Source organism: Brucella sp. JSBI001, assembly GCF_026014005.1.
Taxonomy (GTDB): Bacteria; Pseudomonadota; Alphaproteobacteria; order Rhizobiales; family Rhizobiaceae; genus Brucella; species Brucella anthropi.
On the sequence record NZ_CP110339.1, the window covers coordinates 1,128,068 to 1,149,780 of the forward strand.

The following is a 21,713-nucleotide window of genomic DNA, read 5'->3' on the forward strand; positions in this document are numbered from 1 at the left end:
ATTCCAGCCTCGTGTATATCTGTGGCCGGCAGCCATGCATGCAATTGCGATTTGATTCGACAGGAACTGCGACCTTCCAGCAATGGCTTTTATCGCAGCTCGCGTGTCGCCCTGGTAGTACGAGAGTGCCAGGGCGATTTCGTTTTGCAGGTCATGCGCAACTGCATTCATTGCTCGGCTCCAGCGAAGCAGACACATAAGCCACCAAGCATGCCTGTGAGTTTATCGGGTTGCCCTCAGATGTTCCTATTACGTTCACGGTGAGAATGGAGAGTCAACAGACTTTCGAAATGGTGTTGAATCGCTCACGTCTAGATGTGCAAGTTCAGGCTGAAAAGGTGAGGGAAAAGAAATGGGATTGTTAAATGGAATCAATGCCCCATTTGGGCCTACAGATGAGGGGATTATGTAAGTGAAACGACGCAATAAGCGATTGTTATAACTCATAAATTATCCCCAAAATGTGAGGATATTTGGTGCCCCCAGAGAGACTCGAACTCCCGACCCCCTGATTACAAATCAGGTCCGAGGTCTTGTTTTATAGGGTACATATCATCCATGTCGCATCCATGTCGCATCAATTGTTGCCGCTGAAGATGCTATCAGCCGCCGCCGCCAGTTCTTTGCCGTCGTCGTCGCGTGGGAAAAGGTGCCCGTAAGTGTCCATCGTCATCGCGATAGTCGAATGGCCCATGCGCTCTTGAACGAGCTTCGGCGGCAATTCCAGTCCGCCGTCTGCTTTCCGATTTATGCACCACGAAGCATACCAGTGCCGCAGGCAGTGAAGGCCGGTGTACTTGGGATCAAGAACCGGCTCGCCTTTTTCATCGACTTCCCCGGTATTAATCGACACGCCAGCGCTTACCCATGCCGGGTGAAGCCCACGGCGCAGGATATTGCGAAGCCCTTCGACGTTTCCGGCTCCATTCGGGAAAACCAGATCGAGAACAGTAACCGGGTTCCCGTCAGCATCTTTCTTTCCAGTGTCACGGCGAGGGCAGGCGAGCCGCCATTCCTTCAAGGTATTTATGACCAGTGGCGGAACGGGAATAGTCCGTTCCCCTGAAATAGATTTCGGCTTGCCGATGTCATCATAGCGGTCTGCACGCTGATGCACATGAAGCATCTTCTTTTCCAGATTGACGTCGTCCCAACGCAGGCCGCGAAGCTCTGAAGCCCTCAGGCCAGTAAAAACCGCCGTCATGAAAAGCGGGCGCCAGCGGCCAGCCACAGCGCCAAGCAGCTTCGTTATTTCTTCGCGGGTAGGGATATCCACGCCGACCTTCAAGCGGCCTTTCTGACGCTTCTCGGATCGGCTTGCCCCGCTTCCCCGTTTGGATTGCATTTCCCGCGCAGCGTTGCGGACGACAAGCCCACGCTCTTGCGCGTCTACCAGCATCGTGCCGAGCGTCGTCAGCGTCCGCTTGGTCATGAACGCCGATCTGCCAGCCTCGCGAAGTTCATCCTCAAACGCTCGCAATCGCACAGTATTGAGCGCTGTGAGCTTCAAGGCCCCAATGAACGGCGTGATATGCAGCCGTATGGTTCGCTCATAATCTTCAACAGATGACCGTTCCAGGCTGGAGGCTCTTACTGAAGCTATCCACAGCTTGGCAGCTTCTTCGACGGTGACGGTTGCGCTGTCGGCTACGTGAACGCCTTCGCGCACCTCTATCGAGGCTTTGGCGGCAAATGTGTCAGCTTCCTTCTTTTTCACAAAAGTCTTGAGGCGGCGTTTGCCCTGGGTGTCCTTGTAGTCGACAACCCATGCGGTTTTCTGCTCACCCTTTGGCGTCGTCCATTCACGCTTTCTTATCGACATTCTTTTCGGCCTTGGCCTGCATTTCTCTCAGTTCTTCAAGGCTGGGCATCTTCACGCTTTTTAGCCCTGTTTTATCTGAATAATCCTTCATCCGGCGCTGATACTCTTCGATAAAGTCTTCAAGGAAGACCATCAAAGGATGAAATTTATCTAGTCCTTCACCTTGTATATCGGCTACGCGATTGAGCGTACTTATCCTCCGTTCAAGTTCATTTTTAGTTTTCGTGAATTCAGCCTCGCGCTTTTCTAGTTGTTCAGCAGTGGCAGAATAAAGCAACTCGTATTCCTTATAGAGTTTATAGGCGTCTTCTGCCTCCCTCTTGTAGCGAGAAATGTCTCTATGAATTGTCTCTGTATTTATTTTGTGATGTTCAAGCTCAACCTTCATCTTTGACATCAATCGTTCTGTATCAAAACTCTCGTCCAACCTTGCGACCATTTCAGCCGTCATACTGCGCTCGTTTTTTTGAGCCGCCGCTTCTATCCGATTTTTGAGCTCTTCCGGAATTCGTAAACGGAAATGAAGATCGTCTCTCGCCATGACACACCTATGCCTCACATTATCTATTGACAACAATGCCACACCGATGGCACACAGTACATGCCACACGGATAACACACGGGCAAATCGTTTCGAGAAACATGGTTTAGGAAGGATTAACAATGGGTGCGAATGATCGCAGCAAGGGCGCTTCTCAGGTGGACGTTATCTGGGGGATTGAAGCTATCTCAGAAGCCATCGGTCAGAGCTTTGCGGCCACGGCATACATGCTGAAAAAGGGGCATATCCCGGCCAAGAAAGTCGGAGACCGCTGGGCAGCATCTCGAAAGGCCCTGAATGAGTTTTTCGCCGGAGAAGCAGCATGACCAAGAAAGCAAAAGGCCCGGTAGAGGCGGCAACCTCTCCGAGCCAACGTTCCAACCCGTCGAAAGGTATAAAGAACATGCAAGTAGATATCACAGGCGCTCCGAAAACGCCAGAACATCCAAGCGAACGCGTAAGGCGGCTGGCTCTTGAGCTTTCAGAAGCGCTCAATGACGTGGATGGCTATCACATGGCGACCATCTTCCCATCTGCCGCGCATTGTTTCCCGGTTATTTTTTGTATTCATGAGACCTACGCCCAACAGATGAAGGCATTGTACGCGTATCGGGATGCATGGAATGTGCTCAAGCCTTTGAAGCCCAGTTCTCAGGCGTACAAGGATGCAAAGCAAATCTTCAGAGATGCTGAATGGGCGCTGCAAGACTCCTTTGATGGGGAGGACGCATAATGTTGAACCGTCGTTCCTTCCTCCGCAACGTCCCTGCTGCTGGTGTGGCTCTCACGGTTCCGGCTGCGGCAATTGCCCAGACCCAACCGACGTTAACGCCAGACGAACGCATCGACGCGGCTCTCGCTGAAATCGTCATCGCCTTGCGCGAGCGCTATCCGGACTGCCCTATCCGCATTCAGAACTATGATCTGAATGAAAATGGAATGATCAACATCATCACTCATTGCGATGACGATGCACCGGGAACGCTACACCGTAGAGACCGAAAGCTTTCGGGTGTGAAGCCGAAAATCCATTTCGATGATGGGTCGCCACTTCTGGCGGATGACGTGACAGGCTCAACGGCTTTTGCTGATTGGGAACGGGGGAGGTCAGCATGAGGCCTTCACCTGCTGTTTATCTACTTCGCCGCCTGATGCTCGAAAAATGGATTGAGGAAGCGATACAGCTTCTCGACCAGATCGACGGCGACCCAGACCTTGAAGATGACGAGCGCGAGAACGATCCGGCAGAATTGGGCATAGCCGACGCTGACGGATGGGTGGATTGAACATGAGAACAATCCGAATTTCTCTCGCGTTCCTTCTTCTGCGCATCGCTCGCGGCATCACAGAATTGTCAATCTGGGTGCTGCCGAAGCTGAAAGGCGGTTCTTCTCATGGCTAAACAGGACAGCCGCGGTAACACGCGGCGAGACCTCCCGCATATCCGAATGTATGAGTGGATGCTGAAAAGCCCCGCCTATCGGTCGCTTGGCGTCTATTCCCGTGTGCTCTATTCAGAGCTTAAACGCCGTTACAATGGCGTGAATAACGGGGCGATAGTGATGTCGTTCCGCGAAGCAATGGAGGCGGTTGGTTGTTCCAACCGTCCCCTATTGGCGGCGTTCGATGAGCTTCAGCACAAAGGCTTTATCGTTGCTGTCGAGAAAGGCGCGTTTAGCTGGAAGGTACGTGAAAACGGTCGGGGCCGTGCAACTACATGGCTTCTGACCGAATACAAGGCCGACCAGCCAACGCCATCAATCACGGCCTCCAAGGAATTCATGAAATGGCGTCCGGAGAACCAGCCGAAGAAAAAAACGCGGTGTGACGACGGCACACCACTGGTATGCGGAGAGCACACCACGAATACCAAAATGGTATGCGGAGAGCACACCGCACGTGTGACGAGAGCACACCATAACGACCAAAAACCCACTGCCGATGGTGTGACGAGAGCACGCACTATTAATATACCATATAGGGGAACAGCTTCTGCACAGCCTCTATCAATCAGTGAGGCTTTCGTTGACAGCATCAATCGCAGCAAGGCTGTGAATGGCGGTGCTCAATGACCGTCCTGCTTTTTCCCCTCAACAAGCGACTTGGCAAAGTACGGCACACCGCATCGCTGCTTATCACCAAGCATGGGGAAGATGCTGAACTGTACTGGAAACAGGTCGCAGCAGCCAATCGCAAGCACTTCGAACGGATCGGCCTTTCGGAAGAACAGTCACGCATCGAGTTCGAGGCGTTCTGTCAGGCCGTCCACTCCGAAATGATCCGCCTTTCGTTGACCAAAAGAGACACAGGAGGCGTTGCATGACGCATCGGTCAATTTTGCCTCAAGAACAAACGGTAAACATCAAGCGGCGCGACCCAGTCAGGACATCGTCACCGGCAGCAATTTCCCCGGAGAATAGCTCCCCGGAAAATGCCGCCGGTCGCCTCAAGAGCGACACCAGACAGGCGAACTGGAGACGGGCCAACCCAAGCAAGTACGCGGCCCATATCGCCGTACAGCGGGCACTTACTTCGGGAAAGCTGAACAAACAGCCATGCGAGGTCTGCGGGGCTTCTGAAGCTGATGGCGTCCGGATTGATGCCCATCACGACGACTACCGGAAACCGCTCAAGGTGCGCTGGCTCTGCCGGACGCATCACACCCGCCTGCACAAGTGCGGTGAAGACCTCTTTGCAAAGAAGGATGCAACGCAATGGCGACGCGTGAAACCTCCCAAGTGAAACAGGCTGCAGTATGGCTTGCCACGACACCAGACTCTGCGAAGCCACGGCCTGTCATTCCTCACCTCAAGAGCCGCTTCGGCTTGAATGCCGTCGAGGCGGTCAGGGCCATTGAGGAAAGCAACCTCAGCAAAGCGAGGGCACAATGACAGAAATCAGCGACGAAGAACTTGAACGCCGCATGCGCGCCAAGCTGTTTGGTTCGGAACCGAGTGGGAAAGGAGGCCCCAAACTTGGGGCGACCGAACTGAAGATTGCGGAAAAGCTCATGGGTAAATCCAACGCCCAGCGCCTTGCGCACTCTGACCGGCCTTTCCGATATCGGGCGCCTGTGGTCACCGCCGAATATTACCACACGCCAGACGGCGAATATCATCGCGGCGGATGGTGTCTGGACATGATCGAGGATGGTGTGCGCCGCAAAGTGATCGAGCGTGGCACATGGCGGGAGGTCTCGATCAAAATCCGTGAGCTTTCCGAAAAGAACATCACCGTGAAGAAGTTCGAGACCGAACGCATGATTGCTGAGGCTGAACGGCGCCGAGCGGATGCGGGCGTCAAGAAAGCCGGCAATCGCGGTGGGATCATGAACAGATTGAAGGAATTTCGCCTATGAATATCATGGACATGCAGATCAAGCCGAAGGGAAAGCGCAAGCCGAAGAAGCTGCCAAATCCGGGCGCTGACGGGACAAAGATCTTCAACGTGGCCGTTCGTCTAAGCCCAACCCGTTCAGAGAACAGATCTGTCAGGGCGCTACCTGGCACATTCGAATGGCGATATGCGCGGGCGAAGGGGAACGTCAAAGACGTGAAAGCACTGTTCTACCATGCGGGAAGCCAGTACGCGCAGGTTTGGGAAAAGGCGGGAATTGCAAATGTAGGGTCGCCAAACCTCGAAGCTCTCTCAGGCAATGCGCGTCCCGGATTAACCGACGGGCGCTGCAAGGCGATGGACGAGCTACGGCGAGCGCTCAAGTATCTGGGCACTGGCTCGACCTTGCGTTTGATCGCATACTGCGCTGATGGGAAGACTACTAAGGAGATCGCCAAGCGGTTTGGCAGCACAGAGCGCGAAATGGGCCACGTCCTGCACAACGATCTGCGAGAGTTGGCGCGGTTCTACAAACTGGTGGCACCTTGGGGGCAGCACATCGTTTCGGGTTCGTAATGAGTTGAAATTTCGTCACGAACTATGAGTCACCACGATTTTCGGAAGAATTGTCACGAGAGCGGCCTTGTGCCGCTCTTTTGCTTTCGTTCTAGCTCGGCTTACAGTATTGGCAATTGCCAACGTCCGTATATCTGGGGCCGAGATTACTCATCGCGCTCTTAGCTTCAGCATAAGTGGCGAAAGGACCATGCCATTTGGTTGGTCCTGTTCCTTTGTCTTGGTTTTCCTGCCCTTGGCCGTTTCGGCAATGTTTGCAGCTGCCCAGATGAATTCGGGCTCGGCGGCTTGGTGGAATGCTCTTTACGTAGTAATTGACTTCGTCAGCCATCTTAATCCCACCTGAGTTAAAGTATATGAGCGCTCAAATTGATCTCCGCAAAATAGACGCAGATCAGGATGGATGATTAATTTTTCACTGCGTGATCAAACATCTCTGCAACAATGTGAGCTTGTTCTATCACGCCAATGGATATGAGACCTCCATCCTTATCAGGAGCGTTTATCAGCACGCGGGTAAGATTGCCTAGATTATCGATCGCGGCGATGTTCATTGGGTTTATATAAACAGCAACTCCTGATGGAAGTGTTCTCGTCAGCTTAATTAATCGCATTGGTGCCCTCCTTATGGTTCAAACGAATGTAGAACCTGAGTCTGATGTCAAAACAAGGCCGTTTCTGCCACCGAGTTCAAGCCCATACTTGGCCGCATTGACCTGCACAAAGGCTGCGTTTGCACATGTTAGTCAACAAGGATCGGTTGACTGGCACAAAGAGTAGAGCGGTACGAGGCCACTCTAGTATTTGTCCACGCTATAAAGTTTAATTGTTTCGGTCGTTTAGCAGCGCGGTTACGCATTGTCTGAGCACAGAAAGTACCAAACGACACTCTGCGATAATCTCCCGGTTTGTACCACTTGACCTGAGGAGTGAGTTAAGACTTTTTGTTGAGTTGGATAACTGCTTTATGATGACCTCACCTAGATAGGCAGCCACATCAGGGGATCGCTCAATTAAATTGCTGGTCCATGTGCTAAACGTCGAAACGCTTAAGAAATAATCGGACATCTGCCGCGAGAATTGACCATAACTCTCTTTATCCAGGAGCAAAGAGCTTTCAGCTATACCAAATTTCGCATCAAAGAATTCTTTTTCAGGAAATTCCGAACCTCGCTCGATAGTTCTCGTTATCGCATCGAACCTTCGTTCAAAATTCTCAATACTCTCTTCCATATGAAGAAGAACTGAACGGTTAACGTTAGAGGGTTTAGTGACATCACTGTTCCGTCTGTATACTTCAATCAATTGAATGGCGACCGAAACTCCTGCCAACATAGTTGAAATTATGGTGAAGGGATCTGGATCTATTTTAGGTTGATTGGTTGGCATCTCGTTCATTGTACCCCCTGAAAATCACATGCTTAAACGCGACCGATAAACCACATCCCGAAGTCGTTCAAGACATCAAACGAGCCATCCGTGCGAACCTTTGGGCTAGGGGGGGGGCGGTGTCAGTTTTTCCAGCGTGCAAGAACGCAAATGCATGACCAGTAGTAACACTGCACTGATTGCGACAGCCGAATGACACAGGTTCAAGGTAAAGTTTCTCAAGTAAGACATTTAGACAGTCCAACAGAAAGGCTGTGAGCGTCCGGCGAAGGCTTTTTTCGGGTGTCGAGAGATGGAAACTATAGGCCGCGTTTCATCTCATCGGCGATGATGCGGTCGATTATTTCAGGATCGCACTGTGTGTCGATGAGAAACTCGCGGATGCCGCCGTCCCACGTCCTGATGTCGGCAAGCAGGCTTTGAAGTTCTTCGATGCCATTCTCGGTCAGCCCCTTCGTGCCATCTTCAGTGCCATCGCTAATGTAAACCAGTTCGCCCTCGGAGATGTTGTCCGAGTTTGCGGTCACTTCTTCGATCAGCTCGAGGTTCTCGCCGATCATGTCGGCGACTTGTCTGAGTGTGTAGATGAACCTCGAGCGCGCCATCAGGCGGCCTCGCATCGAGCGTTTGCTGGCGTCCAGTTCCAGGGCAGCAGGTCTTCAATTCGATCCTTGGGATGATCTTGGATCCGGGCGAGGATATCTGTCAGATACACCTCCGGAATATCTCGCGTTAGTTGGCATCGGAAAAAACGTGCTTCCCTCAAATCAGCCCCAGGAGTTTTGCGATCTCGTAGTTGGGCGTCGTTGATGGGCTGTGCGGTACATTTACATGAATGTGATCCTCACGTTCCTTGGTGATCTTCAGCCCTCCTTCATCAAGAATAGCGCAGGCAATATCGCAAATTCGTTCGAAATCGTGCATTTCTTCCCACAATCCGAACTTGGACCAAATATCTTGGAATACGTCCTCGAGTTGTCGCAGGTGTTTTCCAAGCCAATGCCGGTCGATTGTAGCGCTTAGTTCAGGCAAATCGTTGATGGATTTTCCTTGGCCGTGCATTGTTCCAGCAAGGTAAGAAAACCATTTGAGCGTCGTTCCGTAGGCTCCCATCACTGCGTTCAATAACTCATCCATATTGCCATGATGCCGATATAAGCGAATTGCTGCATTGGCGTTTTCTTCAACGTTTTCGTACGCTTTGTTGAACGTATCCAGATACCCAGATAGGGGATCTTCTCCCCACGTCGCGCTCAGTCTTGTAGCTCCGTACTCATTCCAACATGCGCTAAGAACGTCGAACCGAAAGCGGTCTAGAAAATTGAAGCTTTTTTTCTGAAGGATAACGCCAGGAAACGCCTGATCGAAAGCTTCATGGATCATTACGTGCGAGCACTCGTGGGCTAACGTGTGGAGAGCAAGAGGAAATAGTTGGCTGTCGTCGTCAGCAAGTGGCAAAAGGTAATTCGTGTTGAAAATCAGGTGTGTCTTGATCACATCGCCTCGCAACACCGCGGGAGCCATTGCAACACCCAAAACACCGTCGTTCTCCAGCGACGATGCAGACAGTGGTGCGAGGCCATCTTTTCCCCGATCCAAGGATGCCAGCGCCTGAAGATAATCAGATGATATTGTAATTCCATCTAGCGAGGCGAGATTGATCGATTTGCCAATGATACGCATCGCGGAGTAGACACGCCATCCAAACTTCCGGCCGTCCTCTTGCGTTTCGAAAGGCCCATCAAGAGCAATGTTCGTTTCTTTCGGAAACGTGGAATTCCATTCTTCGACTACGTTGTCTGGCTCTGACAATTTTTGCCCCCGAAGCAAGTATCGATAATGAGTCGTTGCAACTAATGATAGACGGATATTTTCGTTAGAGATCACGATAATTTCATTACGGATACGAAACGGTTTGACATTAGTAACGAAGCATGCGAGACAACTAATAGACGGAAGAACTGTCTCTAAAGCGGCCTTGAGCCGCTTTTTGGGGTGCGCAATTTTTCTTTGATTATACCCTTGTTTAGAGATTGACATTTGACTGCCTGAAAGCAATTCGGCGTCTGTCAATAAAGGGTGAAATTATGTCAGTAAAAATAAGTTCTGAAGATTACAAGGGTCTTAAATCAGTCATTGGAGCCATTCTTAAGTGGCATACTGAGGGTGAGGTAACTACCGTCGAAGCCACAGGAGCGCTTTTGCAAATGATTGCTGCAGCAGCCATCGACAAAGACGCCGAGCTAAAGTCTTGGGCAAACGAGCCGCAGACCTTGGCACGTTGGAAATCAATGATCGACAATTCAAGGTGATATTGCTGAAACCGGGTTTCCTAAACAGAAGGGTAGGCGATTAAACGCCTACCTCAATTTCGTGTCTGGCGGCTTGAGCCAAGAAAGATGAGCGTGTTAACCCGCGATCCCTGGCAACAGCGTCAATGGCTTTGAGAACGCCACGCTCAAAGGTGACGTTCACACGCACCACGGCGCTATCGTCCTCTATGAATGGAACGGAAACCAGATAAGCCCCAGCGTTCAATTCGGCCCGCACGTCATCGCGAGATACGATATCGGCGTGACTGGATGGATCGGGCAGAGCTTCGTCCTCAGCGAAAAGCTGAAGGGATTCAATCGCGTTCTTGACGATATCGTCAGCATCATCGGAAGCGGAAAAGACGCCCGGTATATCAGGAAACTGAATACCGTAAGCGCTGTCTGCATCCTTATGTACCAAAGCGAAATAGTGCTTCATACAAGTTTTCCTTTCGGTCGTGAGCCAAGGCTCGGACTGTCGAGATTGCTTTGCGGGATGGCAGGCTGGTTATTCCCAGCCCGCCTGTTTCGCTATCGCCTTTACCGTTCCTTGCGGAAGGTCTTTCTTAGGGTGGGGAACTATCACGGTTCGATCCCCTTTTCTGAACTTGTGGTGAGAACCTTTCACCGAGATTAGTTCGAACCCTTCGCTTTCAAGGCGTTTCACAATCTTTTTGCTGTCTCGTAGCATCGGCCCTCCGTGTTGTTTCGATGTGTATATAAATACACAAACAGCCGGGTGCAGTCAAGTTAAATGTGTAAAACAATACACACAAATGGGAGCGGGGAATTCTGACCTAGATCACCGGGCGCTAGGGCCAAGGCTTCATTCGCGGCTTAGAACCATCGTTCCCGCTCCGGGGTGGCTCCCCGCATTATAGGCGATAAGTGAAGCAAGCCCGGCAACTCATCGGAGAACGATATGCACTTTCTGGAATTTACATTTCAATCAATCTGGCATTTCGCGGGCATAGTCATTCTGCTTTGGACATTCCTTGCAGGGATTGCGTGGATTGCTGGAGCACTGAGAGGCGATTAATGGTCCGGTCTATTCTGCGGTTTCTCGGTTGGGTTGATCGCAAGCCCGGTCAGATATGGCCATTCCCGTTTGCTGGGTTTGAACCACTGAAGAAGGAAAGGCCAATTCTCGTTGATCGAGAAGGCGTTGCCTATCTGCCCTCTCGCCGCGTTGTGCTGAAAGCCAAAGACTAATCATTTCGACCGCTCAAACCGGCGAAAGGAAAACACAATGTCAGATAAAGAGGTAAAGACGGGAAGGCCGACAATGTTTAGCCAGGCACTGGCCGACGCGATATGTGAGCGCATAGCTGATGGCGATAGTCTGCGCACCATTTGCGGTGAGGAAGGCTTTCCGGCGCGTTCCACGGTTTTCAAGTGGCTTTCACAGAATTCAGCCTTCGCGGACCAATACGCGCACGCACGCGAGGCGCAGGCCGACGCAATCTTTGATGACATTCTGGAAATTGCGGACGATGGACAGAATGACTGGATGGAAAAGCACAGCAGAGACGGCGAGGCCATAGGCTGGCAAGAAAATGGCGAGGCTCTACGCCGGTCGCAGCTTCGCATCGATGCCCGCAAATGGATGGCTGGAAAGCTCCGGCCAAAGAAATACGGCGACCGGACGCAGATGGAATTGACGGGTCCGCAAGGGGAGGATGGCGAGCCAACAGCCATTCAGTTCACCATTGTCGATCCTAAACGTTGAGGTTTCACGTGCGCTCGCTCCATTGTTGCAGCCGTCACGATACAAGGCTGCTCGGGGTGGGCGAGGCGGGGCAAAATCGCATTTCTATGCTGAGCAGATCATTGCGCGGTGTTTCCGACAGAAAACCCGCGTGGCCTGTATCCGTGAAGTGCAAGCGACCATCAAGGACTCAGTACGCGAGCTCCTGATACAGAAAATCCAGAAACTCGGGCTGGGAAAGCACTTCGATATACTGGAAACGGAAATCCGGGGGCCGCGTGGTTCCCTTATCGTTTTCAAGGGAATGCAGTCTTACAACGCTGAAAACATCAAGTCGTTGGAAGATTTTGACATTGCATGGGTGGAAGAAGCGCAGACCTTTTCCGAGAAGTCGCTGCGCCTACTTCGCCCGACCATCCGCAAGGAAGGTTCGGAAATCTGGTTCTCATGGAATACGCGCTATGAGACTGATGCGGTAGACAAGTTCTTTTTCGGTGGTGAACGGCCAAAGAACTCTATCGTGGTCGAGGTCAACTGGTACGATAATCCGTGGGTGCCGCAGGTCCTGATCGAGGAAAAGGACACGGATTACGCCAATGACCCGGAAATGGCAGAACACGTCTGGGGCGGCGGCTATGAACGAATATCGGCAGGCGCTTACTACGCGAAGCACATTGCGGCGCTGGAGCGGATCGGTCGAGTAGGCTGGTTTCCATACGATCCAGCCTTGCCGGTGTTCACATCATGGGATTTGGGCGTGGATGACTATACGGTCATCTGGTTTCTTCAAGTCCGCTATATCGATGACGTACCGCGTGTCCGCATTATCGATTTCTATGAGTGTTCTGATCTGGGGCCGCAGGAAATCATTCCTTCCGCAATGCCGGAATACACGAAAGGCCTTCAGGACCGTGTAGAGGCGATGCTGGAACTGGGGCGAGACAAGCCTTTCAAGTATCAGCGCCATTTCTTCCCGCACGATATCGGAACGCGTGAGTGGGGCAACGGGGCAAAGTCGAGAATACAGACGGTCAACCAGCTTGGCTTGCCGCTGAAACAGATCAAGCGTGGCGTGGCACAGAACCCGGAAGATCGTATCAACGCGGTTCGCCAGTTGCTGCCCATGTGCGAGTTTCACCAGTCCAAGCGGGTAATGATCGGACTGACACACCTTCGCCGGTACGCCAAGAAGGTCAATGAGAAGCTGGGTGTCAATCGGAACGGAATATTCACCCCCTTTACTTGTCCAATATTGACCCCCCGATTACGGATTAGCACTTGGCCTGCCCGACGCTGGCCGGGGTTGCAAAGGGTAGGCCAAGTGCGGGTGATTAGCTGTTTCGGCTTTAGCTTTGAGAGCGGTTTTTAAAGCGCCATGAATCGTTGCCTGTCTCTACGATTTCGCAATGGTGCGTCAGGCGATCTAAAAGTGCAGTTGTCATTTTTGCATCGCCAAAGACGGTCGGCCACTCGCCGAACGCCAGATTGGTCGTAACGATAATCGAGGTTCGCTCGTAGAGCTTGCTTATAAGATGGAACAGCAACTGCCCGCCTGCCTGAGCGAATGGCAAGTACCCCAGCTCGTCGAGAATAACAAAGTCGAGACGGTTGAGATATTCTGCGGTCCTGCCTTGCTTCCCGTTGCGTGTTTCAGTTTCAAGTCGATTGACCAGATCAACCACATTGAAGAAACGGCCACGTGTGCCATTGCGAATGAGTGCGCGCGCAATGGCAATAGCCAGATGGCTTTTTCCTGTTCCCGTGCCACCAACCAGAACGACATTTCTTTGATCGCTAACAAAAATGCCTGTGGCCAACTCGCGAACCAAACCTTCGTTGATTGGGGTGCCGGTAAAGTCGAAGTCCTCAATGTCCTTAGCAAGAGGTAATTTGGCTATGCTGAGCTGGTATCGAATGGAACGTGCTTGCTTTTCTGCAATTTCCGACTGCAACAACTCACCCACAATACGTGGCGGTTCGTGCTGCCGTTTTATTCCATTCCCCATCACCTCATCATAAGCGCTGCGCATACCATAGAGCTTCAGCGTTCCCATGAGTTCAAGTACCTGCGTGCGTTCCATCAGCTTGCCCTCCTAAGACTGTCATAGCGTGAACAGTCGGCGATTGGTTCATGCATCAATCGAAGTGCGTCGGGGAGTTGGAGTGTGGGAGTTGGAGCCGGGTCTCGACTGCGTGCGAGAATGTTGATGATAACTGCCGCAGAATACACGTTATGATCAAGCGCTTCCTGACATGCAGCATCGACATTAGCCAATCCGTCGGAAGGTACGCATGCGAGGATGGTGACCATCTGCCGATCACCATCGTGAGCGCTCTGCAAACGTTTGCGGATTTTCTCCATTGCGGCTGGCAAAACCCAATCGCGGAAAGGTGCGCCATTGCGTAGAGCGCCAGGTTTTCGAGCAAGAACAGGCACATAATGCCATGGGTCGTAGATCGTTTCACCTCGATGAAAGCTACGCGTATGCTCTGCGACCTTCACACCATCCTGCCGTATGACGATCCGATCTGCATAGGCATGAACTTCTACAGGACGACCAACTGCAGTTGAAAGAACCGAGTATTTATTGTTGTCAAAACGGACGGTGCAGGTTTTTGATATCGACGCTGGAACACAGTGAAAGCCGTCGAAGGGGCCAATATATGGTACAAGACTTTTGCGTTCTTCCTCAAATACCTGCCAGATCATGCGCTGGGTTTGTTCAGGATGGCGGTGTGCTTTTGCATAAGCGATACATTTATCGAGGAGCCAGACATTGAGTTCCTCCAAACTTTTGACCCGTAAACGCGGTGTAAAAAAGCGCTCTCGAACCAAGCCAACCTGGTTCTCAACCTGTCCCTTCTCCCAACCTGATGCCGGAGTACAGGCAACAGGCTGAATAAGGTAATGACTGCACATTTGCTGGAACCGACGATTATACTGCCGCTCTTTCCCAACAAAAATGGCATCAACAGCCGTTTTCATATTGTCGTATATACCGCGCGTACAAGCGCCACGGAAAAACACAAAAGCCTTATCATGTGCATCGAACACCATTTCCTGGCTTTCGCGCATGTAAGCCCGCGCAAACATCATCCGGCTATGACACAATCGAACGTGCGCAACCTTGATTGTCGTCGTCACACCATTGAGCCGAATAATCTCATGGCTCCAATCGAACTGATAAGCTTCGCCTGGCGCGTAATAGAGCGGAACGTAGGCGTCACTCGCCACTAATCCGCGCTTCTTAGACCAGGATTTGGCATAGCGGCGGACGGTGTCATAGCTGCCTTCATAGCCCAGCGACCGAACTTCTTCATAAATGCGGATAAGCGTCAACCGCTCACGAGATGCCTTACCTTCGTTGGAAACAAGAAAACGTTCAACGTCTCCTTTCCAAGGCTCCATCCTCGGAAAGGGCTGATGTTCACGTTTGTAACAAAACTCCGTCGCATCAGATCGCAGTATTTTGCGAACCGTATTACGAGAAACATGAAGCTCTCTGGTGATCTTCTTTACCGACCAGCCTTGAACATGGAAGGCGCGCCGGACACGAGCAATCGTATCCACTCTTTTCAACTCCCTACTCCATCCGCTGACTAAAAGTCAGATCCTCGGATGAAATCTAGCGGGGGTCAAAATTGAATAAGTATTCGCCCGCTAGTGGGGTCAATATTCCACGCCGAAACACATATGCCCTCAATCGCCGGAAAGACGATTGGAACGACCAGTGATGGGTACGTGGCGCTTGCATTTACTCTCACCCCACGAGCAACCGGCAATTATTCGTTGGCACGCGTGTCTGTTGTCAAGGGTGACGCCATCGCAGAGGCCGATCCATCCTCACCACGCCACATTCAGCAGGAATTTGCGCTATGCCAGCGATATTACACGGTGGTGAGGCAGACCTATTCCGGGAATGTGACGACAGGTTTTACCAGTTTCAACCGAATGCGAATTAGCCCACCTATGCGAGCCGCCCCCACTGTTTCCGCTACAGTTGTCACGCAGAGCGGGTTTAGTAGCACCATAGCAAATGCGTCGGCCTCTGCTGAAACTTGTATTGTTGGAGTAAATGGCACGAACACCCAAGGGGCAGGTGAATTTACAATTGATAGCCGACTTGATGCGGAGCTTTGAACAATGATCAAGAGTGCTAAATTCAACGAAGACGGTTTTATCGTTGCGGAGATTGACGGTGAAGTTCTGACTGTGCCTGATGACATGACGAACCGTCATCGCGCCATGCTTGCGGAATGGGAAGCTGAAGGAAACATTATCACCCCCTATGTCGAGCCTGCGCTCACGCCGGAAGAAAAGCGCGAGCGCATGCCAAACCTTACAGCGAGGCAAATCCGGCTCGGGCTGCTGCATTTGGGGAAGCTGAGCGGTGTGGATGTGGCCATAGGCGCATTGCCTGAGCCAGACAAGTCAGAAGCACAAATTGAATGGGATTATGCGAGCGAATTCCGCCGCCTCAATCACCTGATTGTGAAGCTTATCCCGATCCTCGGCCTGACTGATGAGCAGGTTGATTTCGTCTGGGAGCAATTCGCGACCGTTTGACCGTTCTGACAATCTGACGACACGCACCGCCCATTGAGGCGGTTTTTTTGTGCCTGAAAGGGAAATCCAATGAAAACCAGTGCAGCAGGGCGAAAGCTCATCGAACAGCGCGAAGGCGTTGAACTGACGGCCTACAAGGATAGCGCCGGGATATGGACTATTGGCGTGGGCCATACGTCAGCAGCTGGAGCGCCGAAGGTTGTGGCCGGAATGAAGATCACGGCGGCGCAGGCTTCTGAAATCCTGTCTCGCGATCTGGCGACCTTCGAAGTCGCTGTATCGTCGGCAGTAAAGGTTCCGCTCAACCAGAATGAATTCGACGCCTTGGTTAGCTTCGCATTCAATGTCGGCGCGGGAGCTTTCAAAGGCTCGACCTTGCTGAAGCGGCTGAATGCAGGCGACCGACAGGCCGCAGCCGATCAGTTCCTTGTGTGGAACAAGATCACCGTCAACGGGAGAAAGCAGGTGCTCAAGGGGCTTACAACCCGTCGCGAGGCGGAGCGGAAGCAATTCCTCACACCCGTATCAGTGGCGAAACCCGAAGTCAGAATTCCGACCACGGAAATCTCAACCGGTTTCTGGGCCGATCTGTTCCGGGCAATTCTCGCGATCTTCAGAAAGGGGAAATGATGGATATCGCCCTTCTTATCCCGATCATTCGGCAAATCCTTCAGGTGGTCGGCGGTTTCCTGATTGCTCGCGGCTGGCTGGATGACGGCGCAGCCGATGCCCTTATAGGCGTCATCGTGAATGGCATCGTGTTTGTTTGGTGGCTGTACGACCGCCACCGGATCAACAAGAAGGCCCGCCTTCTGCGGTATAAAGTTGGAGAGGCAGACCATGCTTGAAGCAATTCTTGGCCTTATCGTCGCGTCAAATGGATGGGTGGCTTATATCGGTCTCGCCATTGCCGGGGCGCTCGGCCTGTACCTGAAGGGCCGGGCAGATGGCAAAGGTGCTGAAAAGACCCGGCAGAAAGATGAAAGCTCTGCCGCTCGATCAGTTGCGGACGAAATTGACGCAGCGGTGGCGGGGCGCGATCCGCAGCAGAACCGCGAAAGGCTGTCGAAATGGTCAAGGTGATTGCACTGGCTGTATTCTGCGCCCTGTCAGCCTGCGCCAGCCCGCAAGGCTCATTCTGTCTGGTCGCAAGTCCTTTGCGGCCTTCTCCAGTCGCTTTGGCGGCAATGACTGATCGGGAGGTTTCAGCGATGCTGACTCATAATGAACTAGGCGCAAAAATGTGCGGGTGGAAGGCATGAGCCCAATGGATAGCGAAGCACCTACCGTCAACCGGATGATCGAGCTTCCAGACCACACGAAAGAGTTCCTTTCGAAGCTGGATGACAAGGATATATCGAACCTCGAAGGTGTAATGACCCTTTGGGAAACGCTTCAAACATTGGGCCGTGTTGGTAAATGGGTAGCAATTACCGTTCTGGCCATCATCGTGGGTATTGCATCCCTTTATGAGAACACCCTCAAACTCTGGGGCTATTTTCATAAGTGACGCCGACAATTTCGCTCATTCGCGGCCTTCACCCTATTCGTGAGGGCCACAATATTTTCGTTGAGGTGGAAGGGCAACGGTTCAAGCTTTCTCCGATGCAAGCAAGTCTCATCGCGCAAGCATGGCTCGCGGCAGTCGGAGGGGCATATGTTGCTTCATCGGTCGAGGCCGAACGCCTTCACGATGACTCCGGCGGTTAGGATCGCCGCGAACGTCATAAAAACAATCCGCAAAATAAACTCTGCGCGTTTGTTCACAATCGTGCTGAACTGGTCAATTTGTTTCCAGATCGCGTTCGATTTCCCAACCTCGTCGCCAACCGTCATTATATGGCGCTTCTGGCGGGTAAGGGTTGTCTTGCTCGCTCTTGCCGTCTCGCCATGCTTGTTGGCCTTTTTCAACGGCCTGCTGATAGGCGTCCTGATGCGCTTTTGACATTAACTTTTCCCAACGCGTTCGCCATGAACTAAGGCTTCTTCAGATACCGTGGTTTTCCCGCCACTACGAGTGATGTATCCCTTTTCAGCAATTCCATGAATGAAGAGCTCGCCAGCATTCGCAATATGGCCTTCCACAATGCCATGCACGGTTGCTTTGCCACCTTCTTTGATAATTAGATCGCCGGTTAGGACACCGTGCAAAATCAAATGTCCACCTGCTTCTACTGTGGCACTACCACTAAGCATTCCATGCACAACTTGCTCATAATCAAATACGGATCGACCGACTACGATTTTCCCATAATCAGGCATATTTACCCCCTTTTCGCCACAAACTATTGCCCTCGACTCATTGCTTTGTAGGTGCACTATGCCGCAGTCCGTCTAACAGGTCACGCGTCGGGGGGGGGACTCCCCTCATAATCAGCTAGGACCAGATTTGAGCTAGTTCCTTTCGGTGCGATAGTTGCAGTGCGCGCCGTGGTGGTATGACATCGCAAAAAAGCCCCGGTTCGCGCCGGGGCTTTGCCTTTGATCTGGGCTCATATGTCTGCTTTATTTAATCAATGCGAATATGCCAGCCGTAGCGGCTATCACGGCAAACGAAAGTCCAAAAACCGCGATTATTAACGTGATGATCCATCCTTGGTCAGGCTTTCCATCGAGTTTTGTATCAATGCGTGCGAGCTGGCGCTGTATGCTTTCAAGCGTACTGCGAGTATCCTCTGCAAGGCTTTCCAGTTTTGAAACACGTGCTTCCATACCATCAAATGTGCCACCGCCTCCACCAGATTTCAAGGAGCGGAGTTCCGAGGCTTGCTTTTGGTTGATATCAATAAGTGCTTTTAGCTCAACGTTGGTGGCTTCCTTATTCGACATCGTCGGAAGTTCCTCGCTCTAACGCCTGCAAGCTCTTAATCAATTTTTGAATATTCGTTTGAAGAACTCCGTAATCTTGCCTAGCCTTAATTATGGGGTCAACCTTCAGATCAAGTTTATCACCATACAAAAGGGGCATTAAAACGCCGTTTATGTTTGTTACACAAAGCGCGGTCTCGAAAAGAGCGGCCTTTAATTGAACAAACTCCTTCGTCTGCGTCTTACTTGCCATATATTAATCCACTTCACCTCTGATCGGATACACCCGCCTCAAAGAAACGGGTCGCATAAACCACCCACGCCTAAGCAACGTTAAACATGCTTGTGCGCTAAAGGCATCCATGAGGATACCCCGGCTCATCCACAACTGCCCGCTTCCAATGCTTATCTCGAATTTGTACTCGAATTTGCTAGGCTCATCGCCATCAATAATTCTTTTCGCAACTTCCACTTCGGATCAAAATTATCCATTTGTCATATCAGGCTCGCCTCCGAGGCAATAAATCGTATCCTGCTTGAGCTAACCACATACATCCAAGGAGCAATATATATGCCGCACACAAGGTCGCACGACCGTCAGGAGGCAGTCGATTTAAGAGTTTCAGGTATGGCGATTAAAAACCGAACAGTCTTCGAAGAAAACTTCTTTCATCAGCAATTAATTGATTTAGTTGTCGAACTGCTTCGGCCTCAGAAATCCGGTGATTTTCGTAAGCCTGTCGAATTTTGGCTGCTTCTGTCCTTAGCCAGTCAAGACGTTCTGAGTCGCTCATCGGCTTGTTTGTGCCGTCAACAGTGGGGACTTTTATGCCTGCCAACATATTTACGTCCTCTCGATCAGATCACTAAGGTGATTTAAAATCGGCTCACATCTAACCATTAACACGGAACTACGTTCCCCGTAAAACGCAAAGGGACGAGGGCTATCAACCGAAACGAACCCTCGTATGCGATTTCCATCGGGCGACTGAATAGGAATAAGAAGAAAAGACCGATAGTTCACCCCAGACTGAGTCGGGCTATCGCCAGCAGACTTTCCAAACGACTTTAGATCGTGAACTACCCGAGGCTTTGTGCCGCTTGAGCATGCCCGGTAGCCCATCAACTGAGTCGCATCAAATTCTCTGTTCGTGGGCCTCGTGTTGCCGGGGTTTCGATGCTTTATTTTCATACGCGTTTTGCTGCTACCCGCATACAAAACAAGCGAGACTGAAATCTGTCCCTTGGGCGAATTAGTAATAAGGCAAGCATAGTTTTCAAGTATTCCAAGACATGAACGAATTGCGTCGTCATTATCGTTCTTTGTTGTTCTTAACTTTATGAGTGAGAAAAAATCGCCAACTCGAAGCATCATGTCGGCATGAATTTCAGGTGCGTTTGAGAGTTTATCTTTACTTCTCTTATTCGAGAATTCTACCAATGCACTCAATAAAAGAATGGAGCCGCTTACGATTGATGCCTGAACTAAAGTAACTGTGCCATAATAATACGCAGCAGCTGGCGCTGACGACGACATTACTGTTTTGGACGCTAAGTGGGCACTGCCCCAGAAACGGATACGATAACTGTTATTCCACCAAGCTCTGACTCGGTGTCCAAAACGTTGATACCAGTAATAATCGTCTGCAAGCCAATCTTGGATGCGTTGTTCTGTACTTTTTCCCAATTGATCGACGGTCCCCACCGCTATCTGCTCTCCGCCTCCCTTTTGAGCGAGACTTATGCATATCGATAGATGAAAATGAGTCGCGGTCGTAAGTCGAGATAAATTAGCCCAATAATTTAGAAGGTGAGTGTTAATTCACCGCCTTTCTTTCGAAACAATGAAGAAGCCGCGCCCTTTCAGCTCGCACCCCTCGCAGTAGAGGTTCATTTCCACGTCTTTGAGCTTTCTCTTCAGGCCAATCTTGCGCTGCAACGCCCACCTATCTACTTCACCCGTTCGGCGACATTGAACGCACACAGCGCCCAATCTCATCCATGGTGCTAGATGGCCGAGGCAAGTATCGATTTCGATCAGCTTGAATTGGGATGCTCGCACGGTATCGACTCGAAATAGGTTTCCCACGGCTTGGATTTCTTGTCTGCCGGGTCGTAGGGAACGCTGCCATATAGCTGGATGAACTCTTGCTGGCCTTCCTTGGTTGGGAATTTCACAATCGAGAAGTAACGGCCTTCATGATATACGCAGTCATGCAGGCGATAAGCACCGAGCCGATGTTCGTCCGCAATCACTTCCAAAAGCCTTATGCGCAGCTCATCAGTCAAGAAAAGCACGACCTGAAACGGATAATGCTTATTGATGAGCGTCTTTGGCGGTTCGCCGCGCGATCTCCCGCTCATTTCACGAACACCGTAGGCTTCCAGCCACGTGCAAAGCCCATCGACATAGCCAAACTGGCATATTCGATCTCTTTGACGAGAAAGTCCCGATCCTTGAGAAGTGCCTCTATTGCGGCCCGCGTATCGCCTTTGTGGTAGGCGAGAACCAAGTCAATCTCGTCGTCGTATTCATTTCCCTGCGCAACCGCATTCATTGTTCTGCTCCAGTGAAGCAGACATACACGCCACCAAGCATGTCTATGATGTTATCGGGCCGCCTACCGATGTTCCTAAAATGTTCTCATCAGGAA

Annotated in this window: 36 protein-coding genes and 1 pseudogene; 18 read left to right on the top strand and 19 right to left on the bottom strand. The window is 51.4% G+C overall.

The window, feature by feature from the left end:
• Window positions 1–577 precede the first annotated feature (577 nt).
• Window positions 578–1,822 carry a tyrosine-type recombinase/integrase gene (locus LJ361_RS05455; protein WP_264812906.1) on the bottom strand — a complete coding sequence of 415 codons (1,245 nt, stop codon included), beginning with the start codon at window positions 1,820–1,822 and terminating at the stop codon, window positions 578–580.
• Window positions 1,803–2,363, bottom strand: a complete 561-nt coding sequence (locus LJ361_RS05460; protein ID WP_264812907.1) for an Arc family DNA-binding protein — start codon at window positions 2,361–2,363, stop codon at window positions 1,803–1,805. The genes LJ361_RS05455 and LJ361_RS05460 overlap by 20 nt, the downstream gene beginning before the upstream one ends.
• A gap of 122 nt (window positions 2,364–2,485) precedes the next feature.
• Here LJ361_RS05460 and LJ361_RS05465 point away from each other — a divergent pair, with 122 nt between their 5' ends.
• The 9 genes from LJ361_RS05465 to LJ361_RS05505 all read left to right on the top strand — a co-directional run bounded on the left by LJ361_RS05465 (window position 2,486) and on the right by LJ361_RS05505 (window position 6,275).
• The gene (locus tag LJ361_RS05465; protein ID WP_264812908.1) at window positions 2,486–2,689 is read left to right on the top strand and encodes a DNA-binding protein; all 204 of its coding nucleotides are present in this window, start codon (window positions 2,486–2,488) and stop codon (window positions 2,687–2,689) included.
• The gene (locus LJ361_RS05470) at window positions 2,686–3,096 is read left to right on the top strand and encodes a hypothetical protein (protein WP_264812909.1); all 411 of its coding nucleotides are present in this window, start codon (window positions 2,686–2,688) and stop codon (window positions 3,094–3,096) included. Before LJ361_RS05465 ends, LJ361_RS05470 begins: the two co-directional genes overlap by 4 nt.
• Complete coding sequence (locus tag LJ361_RS05475; RefSeq protein ID WP_264812911.1) at window positions 3,096–3,479, top strand: hypothetical protein; 384 nt, start codon at window positions 3,096–3,098, stop codon at window positions 3,477–3,479. The genes LJ361_RS05470 and LJ361_RS05475 overlap by 1 nt, the downstream gene beginning before the upstream one ends.
• The gene (locus LJ361_RS05480; RefSeq protein ID WP_264813615.1) at window positions 3,476–3,649 is read left to right on the top strand and encodes a hypothetical protein; all 174 of its coding nucleotides are present in this window, start codon (window positions 3,476–3,478) and stop codon (window positions 3,647–3,649) included. The genes LJ361_RS05475 and LJ361_RS05480 overlap by 4 nt, the downstream gene beginning before the upstream one ends.
• Window positions 3,650–3,757: 108 nt before the next feature.
• Window positions 3,758–4,435, top strand: a complete 678-nt coding sequence (locus LJ361_RS05485) for a hypothetical protein (protein ID WP_264812912.1) — start codon at window positions 3,758–3,760, stop codon at window positions 4,433–4,435.
• A complete protein-coding gene (locus LJ361_RS05490; RefSeq protein WP_264812913.1) occupies window positions 4,432–4,686 on the top strand; it encodes a DUF6074 family protein in 255 nt (84 codons plus the stop codon). The genes LJ361_RS05485 and LJ361_RS05490 overlap by 4 nt, the downstream gene beginning before the upstream one ends.
• Before the next feature lie 80 nt (window positions 4,687–4,766).
• Complete coding sequence (locus LJ361_RS05495) at window positions 4,767–5,105, top strand: hypothetical protein (protein WP_264813575.1); 339 nt, start codon at window positions 4,767–4,769, stop codon at window positions 5,103–5,105.
• A 145-nt stretch (window positions 5,106–5,250) separates the two neighbouring features.
• Window positions 5,251–5,721: a hypothetical protein gene (locus tag LJ361_RS05500; RefSeq protein ID WP_264812914.1), complete on the top strand. Its 471-nt coding sequence runs from the start codon at window positions 5,251–5,253 to the stop codon at window positions 5,719–5,721.
• A complete protein-coding gene (locus LJ361_RS05505) occupies window positions 5,718–6,275 on the top strand; it encodes a DUF6456 domain-containing protein (protein WP_264812915.1) in 558 nt (185 codons plus the stop codon). Before LJ361_RS05500 ends, LJ361_RS05505 begins: the two co-directional genes overlap by 4 nt.
• A 407-nt stretch (window positions 6,276–6,682) precedes the next feature.
• On the opposite strand, the gene LJ361_RS05510 is transcribed toward LJ361_RS05505, so the two are convergent.
• From LJ361_RS05510 to LJ361_RS05530, 5 genes and pseudogenes are all read right to left on the bottom strand, one after another.
• The gene (locus tag LJ361_RS05510) at window positions 6,683–6,889 is read right to left on the bottom strand and encodes a hypothetical protein (RefSeq protein WP_264812916.1); all 207 of its coding nucleotides are present in this window, start codon (window positions 6,887–6,889) and stop codon (window positions 6,683–6,685) included.
• Between the two features lie 208 nt (window positions 6,890–7,097).
• Window positions 7,098–7,673: a hypothetical protein gene (locus LJ361_RS05515; protein WP_264812917.1), complete on the bottom strand. Its 576-nt coding sequence runs from the start codon at window positions 7,671–7,673 to the stop codon at window positions 7,098–7,100.
• Window positions 7,674–7,963: 290 nt separating this feature from the next.
• Window positions 7,964–8,269 (bottom strand): hypothetical protein, encoded by a 306-nt coding sequence (locus tag LJ361_RS23465; protein WP_320109274.1) that lies wholly within the window; start codon window positions 8,267–8,269, stop codon window positions 7,964–7,966.
• Window positions 8,269–8,385, bottom strand: a pseudogene (locus LJ361_RS05525) (transposase domain-containing protein); the annotation flags it as partial. The pseudogene LJ361_RS05525 and the gene LJ361_RS23465, both read right to left, overlap by 1 nt.
• A gap of 41 nt (window positions 8,386–8,426) precedes the next feature.
• Window positions 8,427–9,704, bottom strand: coding sequence for a hypothetical protein (locus LJ361_RS05530; RefSeq protein ID WP_264812919.1), 1,278 nt, complete (start codon window positions 9,702–9,704; stop codon window positions 8,427–8,429).
• A gap of 47 nt (window positions 9,705–9,751) precedes the next feature.
• On the opposite strand from LJ361_RS05530, the gene LJ361_RS05535 reads away from it, so the two are divergent.
• Window positions 9,752–9,976, top strand: coding sequence for a hypothetical protein (locus tag LJ361_RS05535; RefSeq protein ID WP_264812921.1), 225 nt, complete (start codon window positions 9,752–9,754; stop codon window positions 9,974–9,976).
• Between the two features lie 40 nt (window positions 9,977–10,016).
• Here LJ361_RS05535 and LJ361_RS05540 read toward each other — a convergent pair whose 3' ends face one another.
• Both LJ361_RS05540 and LJ361_RS05545 read right to left on the bottom strand, forming a co-directional pair.
• Window positions 10,017–10,415, bottom strand: coding sequence for a type II toxin-antitoxin system HicB family antitoxin (locus LJ361_RS05540; protein ID WP_264812922.1), 399 nt, complete (start codon window positions 10,413–10,415; stop codon window positions 10,017–10,019).
• Window positions 10,416–10,484: 69 nt separating this feature from the next.
• The gene (locus LJ361_RS05545; protein ID WP_264812923.1) at window positions 10,485–10,667 is read right to left on the bottom strand and encodes a type II toxin-antitoxin system HicA family toxin; all 183 of its coding nucleotides are present in this window, start codon (window positions 10,665–10,667) and stop codon (window positions 10,485–10,487) included.
• Between the two features lie 347 nt (window positions 10,668–11,014).
• On the opposite strand from LJ361_RS05545, the gene LJ361_RS05550 reads away from it, so the two are divergent.
• The 3 genes from LJ361_RS05550 (at window position 11,015) to LJ361_RS05560 (ending at window position 13,053) form a co-directional block, all read left to right on the top strand.
• On the top strand, window positions 11,015–11,188 hold the full coding sequence (locus LJ361_RS05550; protein ID WP_264812926.1) for a hypothetical protein: 174 nt from the start codon (window positions 11,015–11,017) through the stop codon (window positions 11,186–11,188).
• A 73-nt stretch (window positions 11,189–11,261) separates the two neighbouring features.
• Window positions 11,262–11,705 (top strand): terminase small subunit protein, encoded by a 444-nt coding sequence (locus LJ361_RS05555; RefSeq protein WP_264812928.1) that lies wholly within the window; start codon window positions 11,262–11,264, stop codon window positions 11,703–11,705.
• The gene (locus LJ361_RS05560; protein ID WP_264812929.1) at window positions 11,656–13,053 is read left to right on the top strand and encodes a PBSX family phage terminase large subunit; all 1,398 of its coding nucleotides are present in this window, start codon (window positions 11,656–11,658) and stop codon (window positions 13,051–13,053) included. Before LJ361_RS05555 ends, LJ361_RS05560 begins: the two co-directional genes overlap by 50 nt.
• Here LJ361_RS05560 and istB read toward each other — a convergent pair.
• Together istB and istA are read right to left on the bottom strand one after the other, a co-directional pair.
• Window positions 13,031–13,765, bottom strand: a complete 735-nt coding sequence (istB, locus tag LJ361_RS05565; RefSeq protein WP_036589688.1) for an IS21-like element helper ATPase IstB — start codon at window positions 13,763–13,765, stop codon at window positions 13,031–13,033. The genes LJ361_RS05560 and istB overlap by 23 nt on opposite strands.
• Window positions 13,765–15,264, bottom strand: coding sequence for an IS21 family transposase (gene istA / locus LJ361_RS05570; RefSeq protein WP_036589690.1), 1,500 nt, complete (start codon window positions 15,262–15,264; stop codon window positions 13,765–13,767). Before istA ends, istB begins: the two co-directional genes overlap by 1 nt.
• A gap of 564 nt (window positions 15,265–15,828) precedes the next feature.
• Here istA and LJ361_RS05575 point away from each other — a divergent pair.
• From LJ361_RS05575 to LJ361_RS05595, 5 genes are all read left to right on the top strand, one after another.
• Window positions 15,829–16,251, top strand: a complete 423-nt coding sequence (locus LJ361_RS05575; RefSeq protein WP_264812930.1) for a hypothetical protein — start codon at window positions 15,829–15,831, stop codon at window positions 16,249–16,251.
• A gap of 69 nt (window positions 16,252–16,320) precedes the next feature.
• Window positions 16,321–16,881, top strand: a complete 561-nt coding sequence (locus LJ361_RS05580; RefSeq protein WP_264812932.1) for a lysozyme — start codon at window positions 16,321–16,323, stop codon at window positions 16,879–16,881.
• Window positions 16,878–17,099 carry a hypothetical protein gene (locus LJ361_RS05585; RefSeq protein WP_264812934.1) on the top strand — a complete coding sequence of 74 codons (222 nt, stop codon included), beginning with the start codon at window positions 16,878–16,880 and terminating at the stop codon, window positions 17,097–17,099. The genes LJ361_RS05580 and LJ361_RS05585 overlap by 4 nt, the downstream gene beginning before the upstream one ends.
• On the top strand, window positions 17,092–17,334 hold the full coding sequence (locus LJ361_RS05590; RefSeq protein WP_264812936.1) for a hypothetical protein: 243 nt from the start codon (window positions 17,092–17,094) through the stop codon (window positions 17,332–17,334). Before LJ361_RS05585 ends, LJ361_RS05590 begins: the two co-directional genes overlap by 8 nt.
• Before the next feature lie 184 nt (window positions 17,335–17,518).
• Window positions 17,519–17,761 carry a hypothetical protein gene (locus LJ361_RS05595; RefSeq protein WP_264813576.1) on the top strand — a complete coding sequence of 81 codons (243 nt, stop codon included), beginning with the start codon at window positions 17,519–17,521 and terminating at the stop codon, window positions 17,759–17,761.
• Between the two features lie 155 nt (window positions 17,762–17,916).
• Here the strand turns inward: LJ361_RS05595 and LJ361_RS05600 are convergent, their stop codons facing one another.
• From LJ361_RS05600 to LJ361_RS05635, 8 genes are all read right to left on the bottom strand, one after another.
• Window positions 17,917–18,162 (bottom strand): hypothetical protein, encoded by a 246-nt coding sequence (locus tag LJ361_RS05600; protein ID WP_264812937.1) that lies wholly within the window; start codon window positions 18,160–18,162, stop codon window positions 17,917–17,919.
• Window positions 18,163–18,198: 36 nt separating this feature from the next.
• A complete protein-coding gene (locus LJ361_RS05605; RefSeq protein ID WP_264812938.1) occupies window positions 18,199–18,513 on the bottom strand; it encodes a hypothetical protein in 315 nt (104 codons plus the stop codon).
• Between the two features lie 243 nt (window positions 18,514–18,756).
• Entirely contained in the window at window positions 18,757–19,080 is a 324-nt protein-coding gene (locus LJ361_RS05610) for a hypothetical protein (protein ID WP_264812939.1), read from the bottom strand.
• Window positions 19,070–19,312 (bottom strand): hypothetical protein, encoded by a 243-nt coding sequence (locus tag LJ361_RS05615; RefSeq protein WP_264812940.1) that lies wholly within the window; start codon window positions 19,310–19,312, stop codon window positions 19,070–19,072. Before LJ361_RS05615 ends, LJ361_RS05610 begins: the two co-directional genes overlap by 11 nt.
• Before the next feature lie 382 nt (window positions 19,313–19,694).
• Window positions 19,695–19,901, bottom strand: a complete 207-nt coding sequence (locus LJ361_RS05620) for a hypothetical protein (RefSeq protein ID WP_264812941.1) — start codon at window positions 19,899–19,901, stop codon at window positions 19,695–19,697.
• 2 nt (window positions 19,902–19,903) lie between these two features.
• The gene (locus LJ361_RS05625) at window positions 19,904–20,764 is read right to left on the bottom strand and encodes a hypothetical protein (protein WP_264812943.1); all 861 of its coding nucleotides are present in this window, start codon (window positions 20,762–20,764) and stop codon (window positions 19,904–19,906) included.
• Window positions 20,765–21,096: 332 nt separating this feature from the next.
• A complete protein-coding gene (locus LJ361_RS05630; protein ID WP_264812944.1) occupies window positions 21,097–21,423 on the bottom strand; it encodes a hypothetical protein in 327 nt (108 codons plus the stop codon).
• Window positions 21,420–21,617 carry a hypothetical protein gene (locus tag LJ361_RS05635; RefSeq protein ID WP_264812945.1) on the bottom strand — a complete coding sequence of 66 codons (198 nt, stop codon included), beginning with the start codon at window positions 21,615–21,617 and terminating at the stop codon, window positions 21,420–21,422. Before LJ361_RS05635 ends, LJ361_RS05630 begins: the two co-directional genes overlap by 4 nt.
• Window positions 21,618–21,713: the final 96 nt, after the last annotated feature.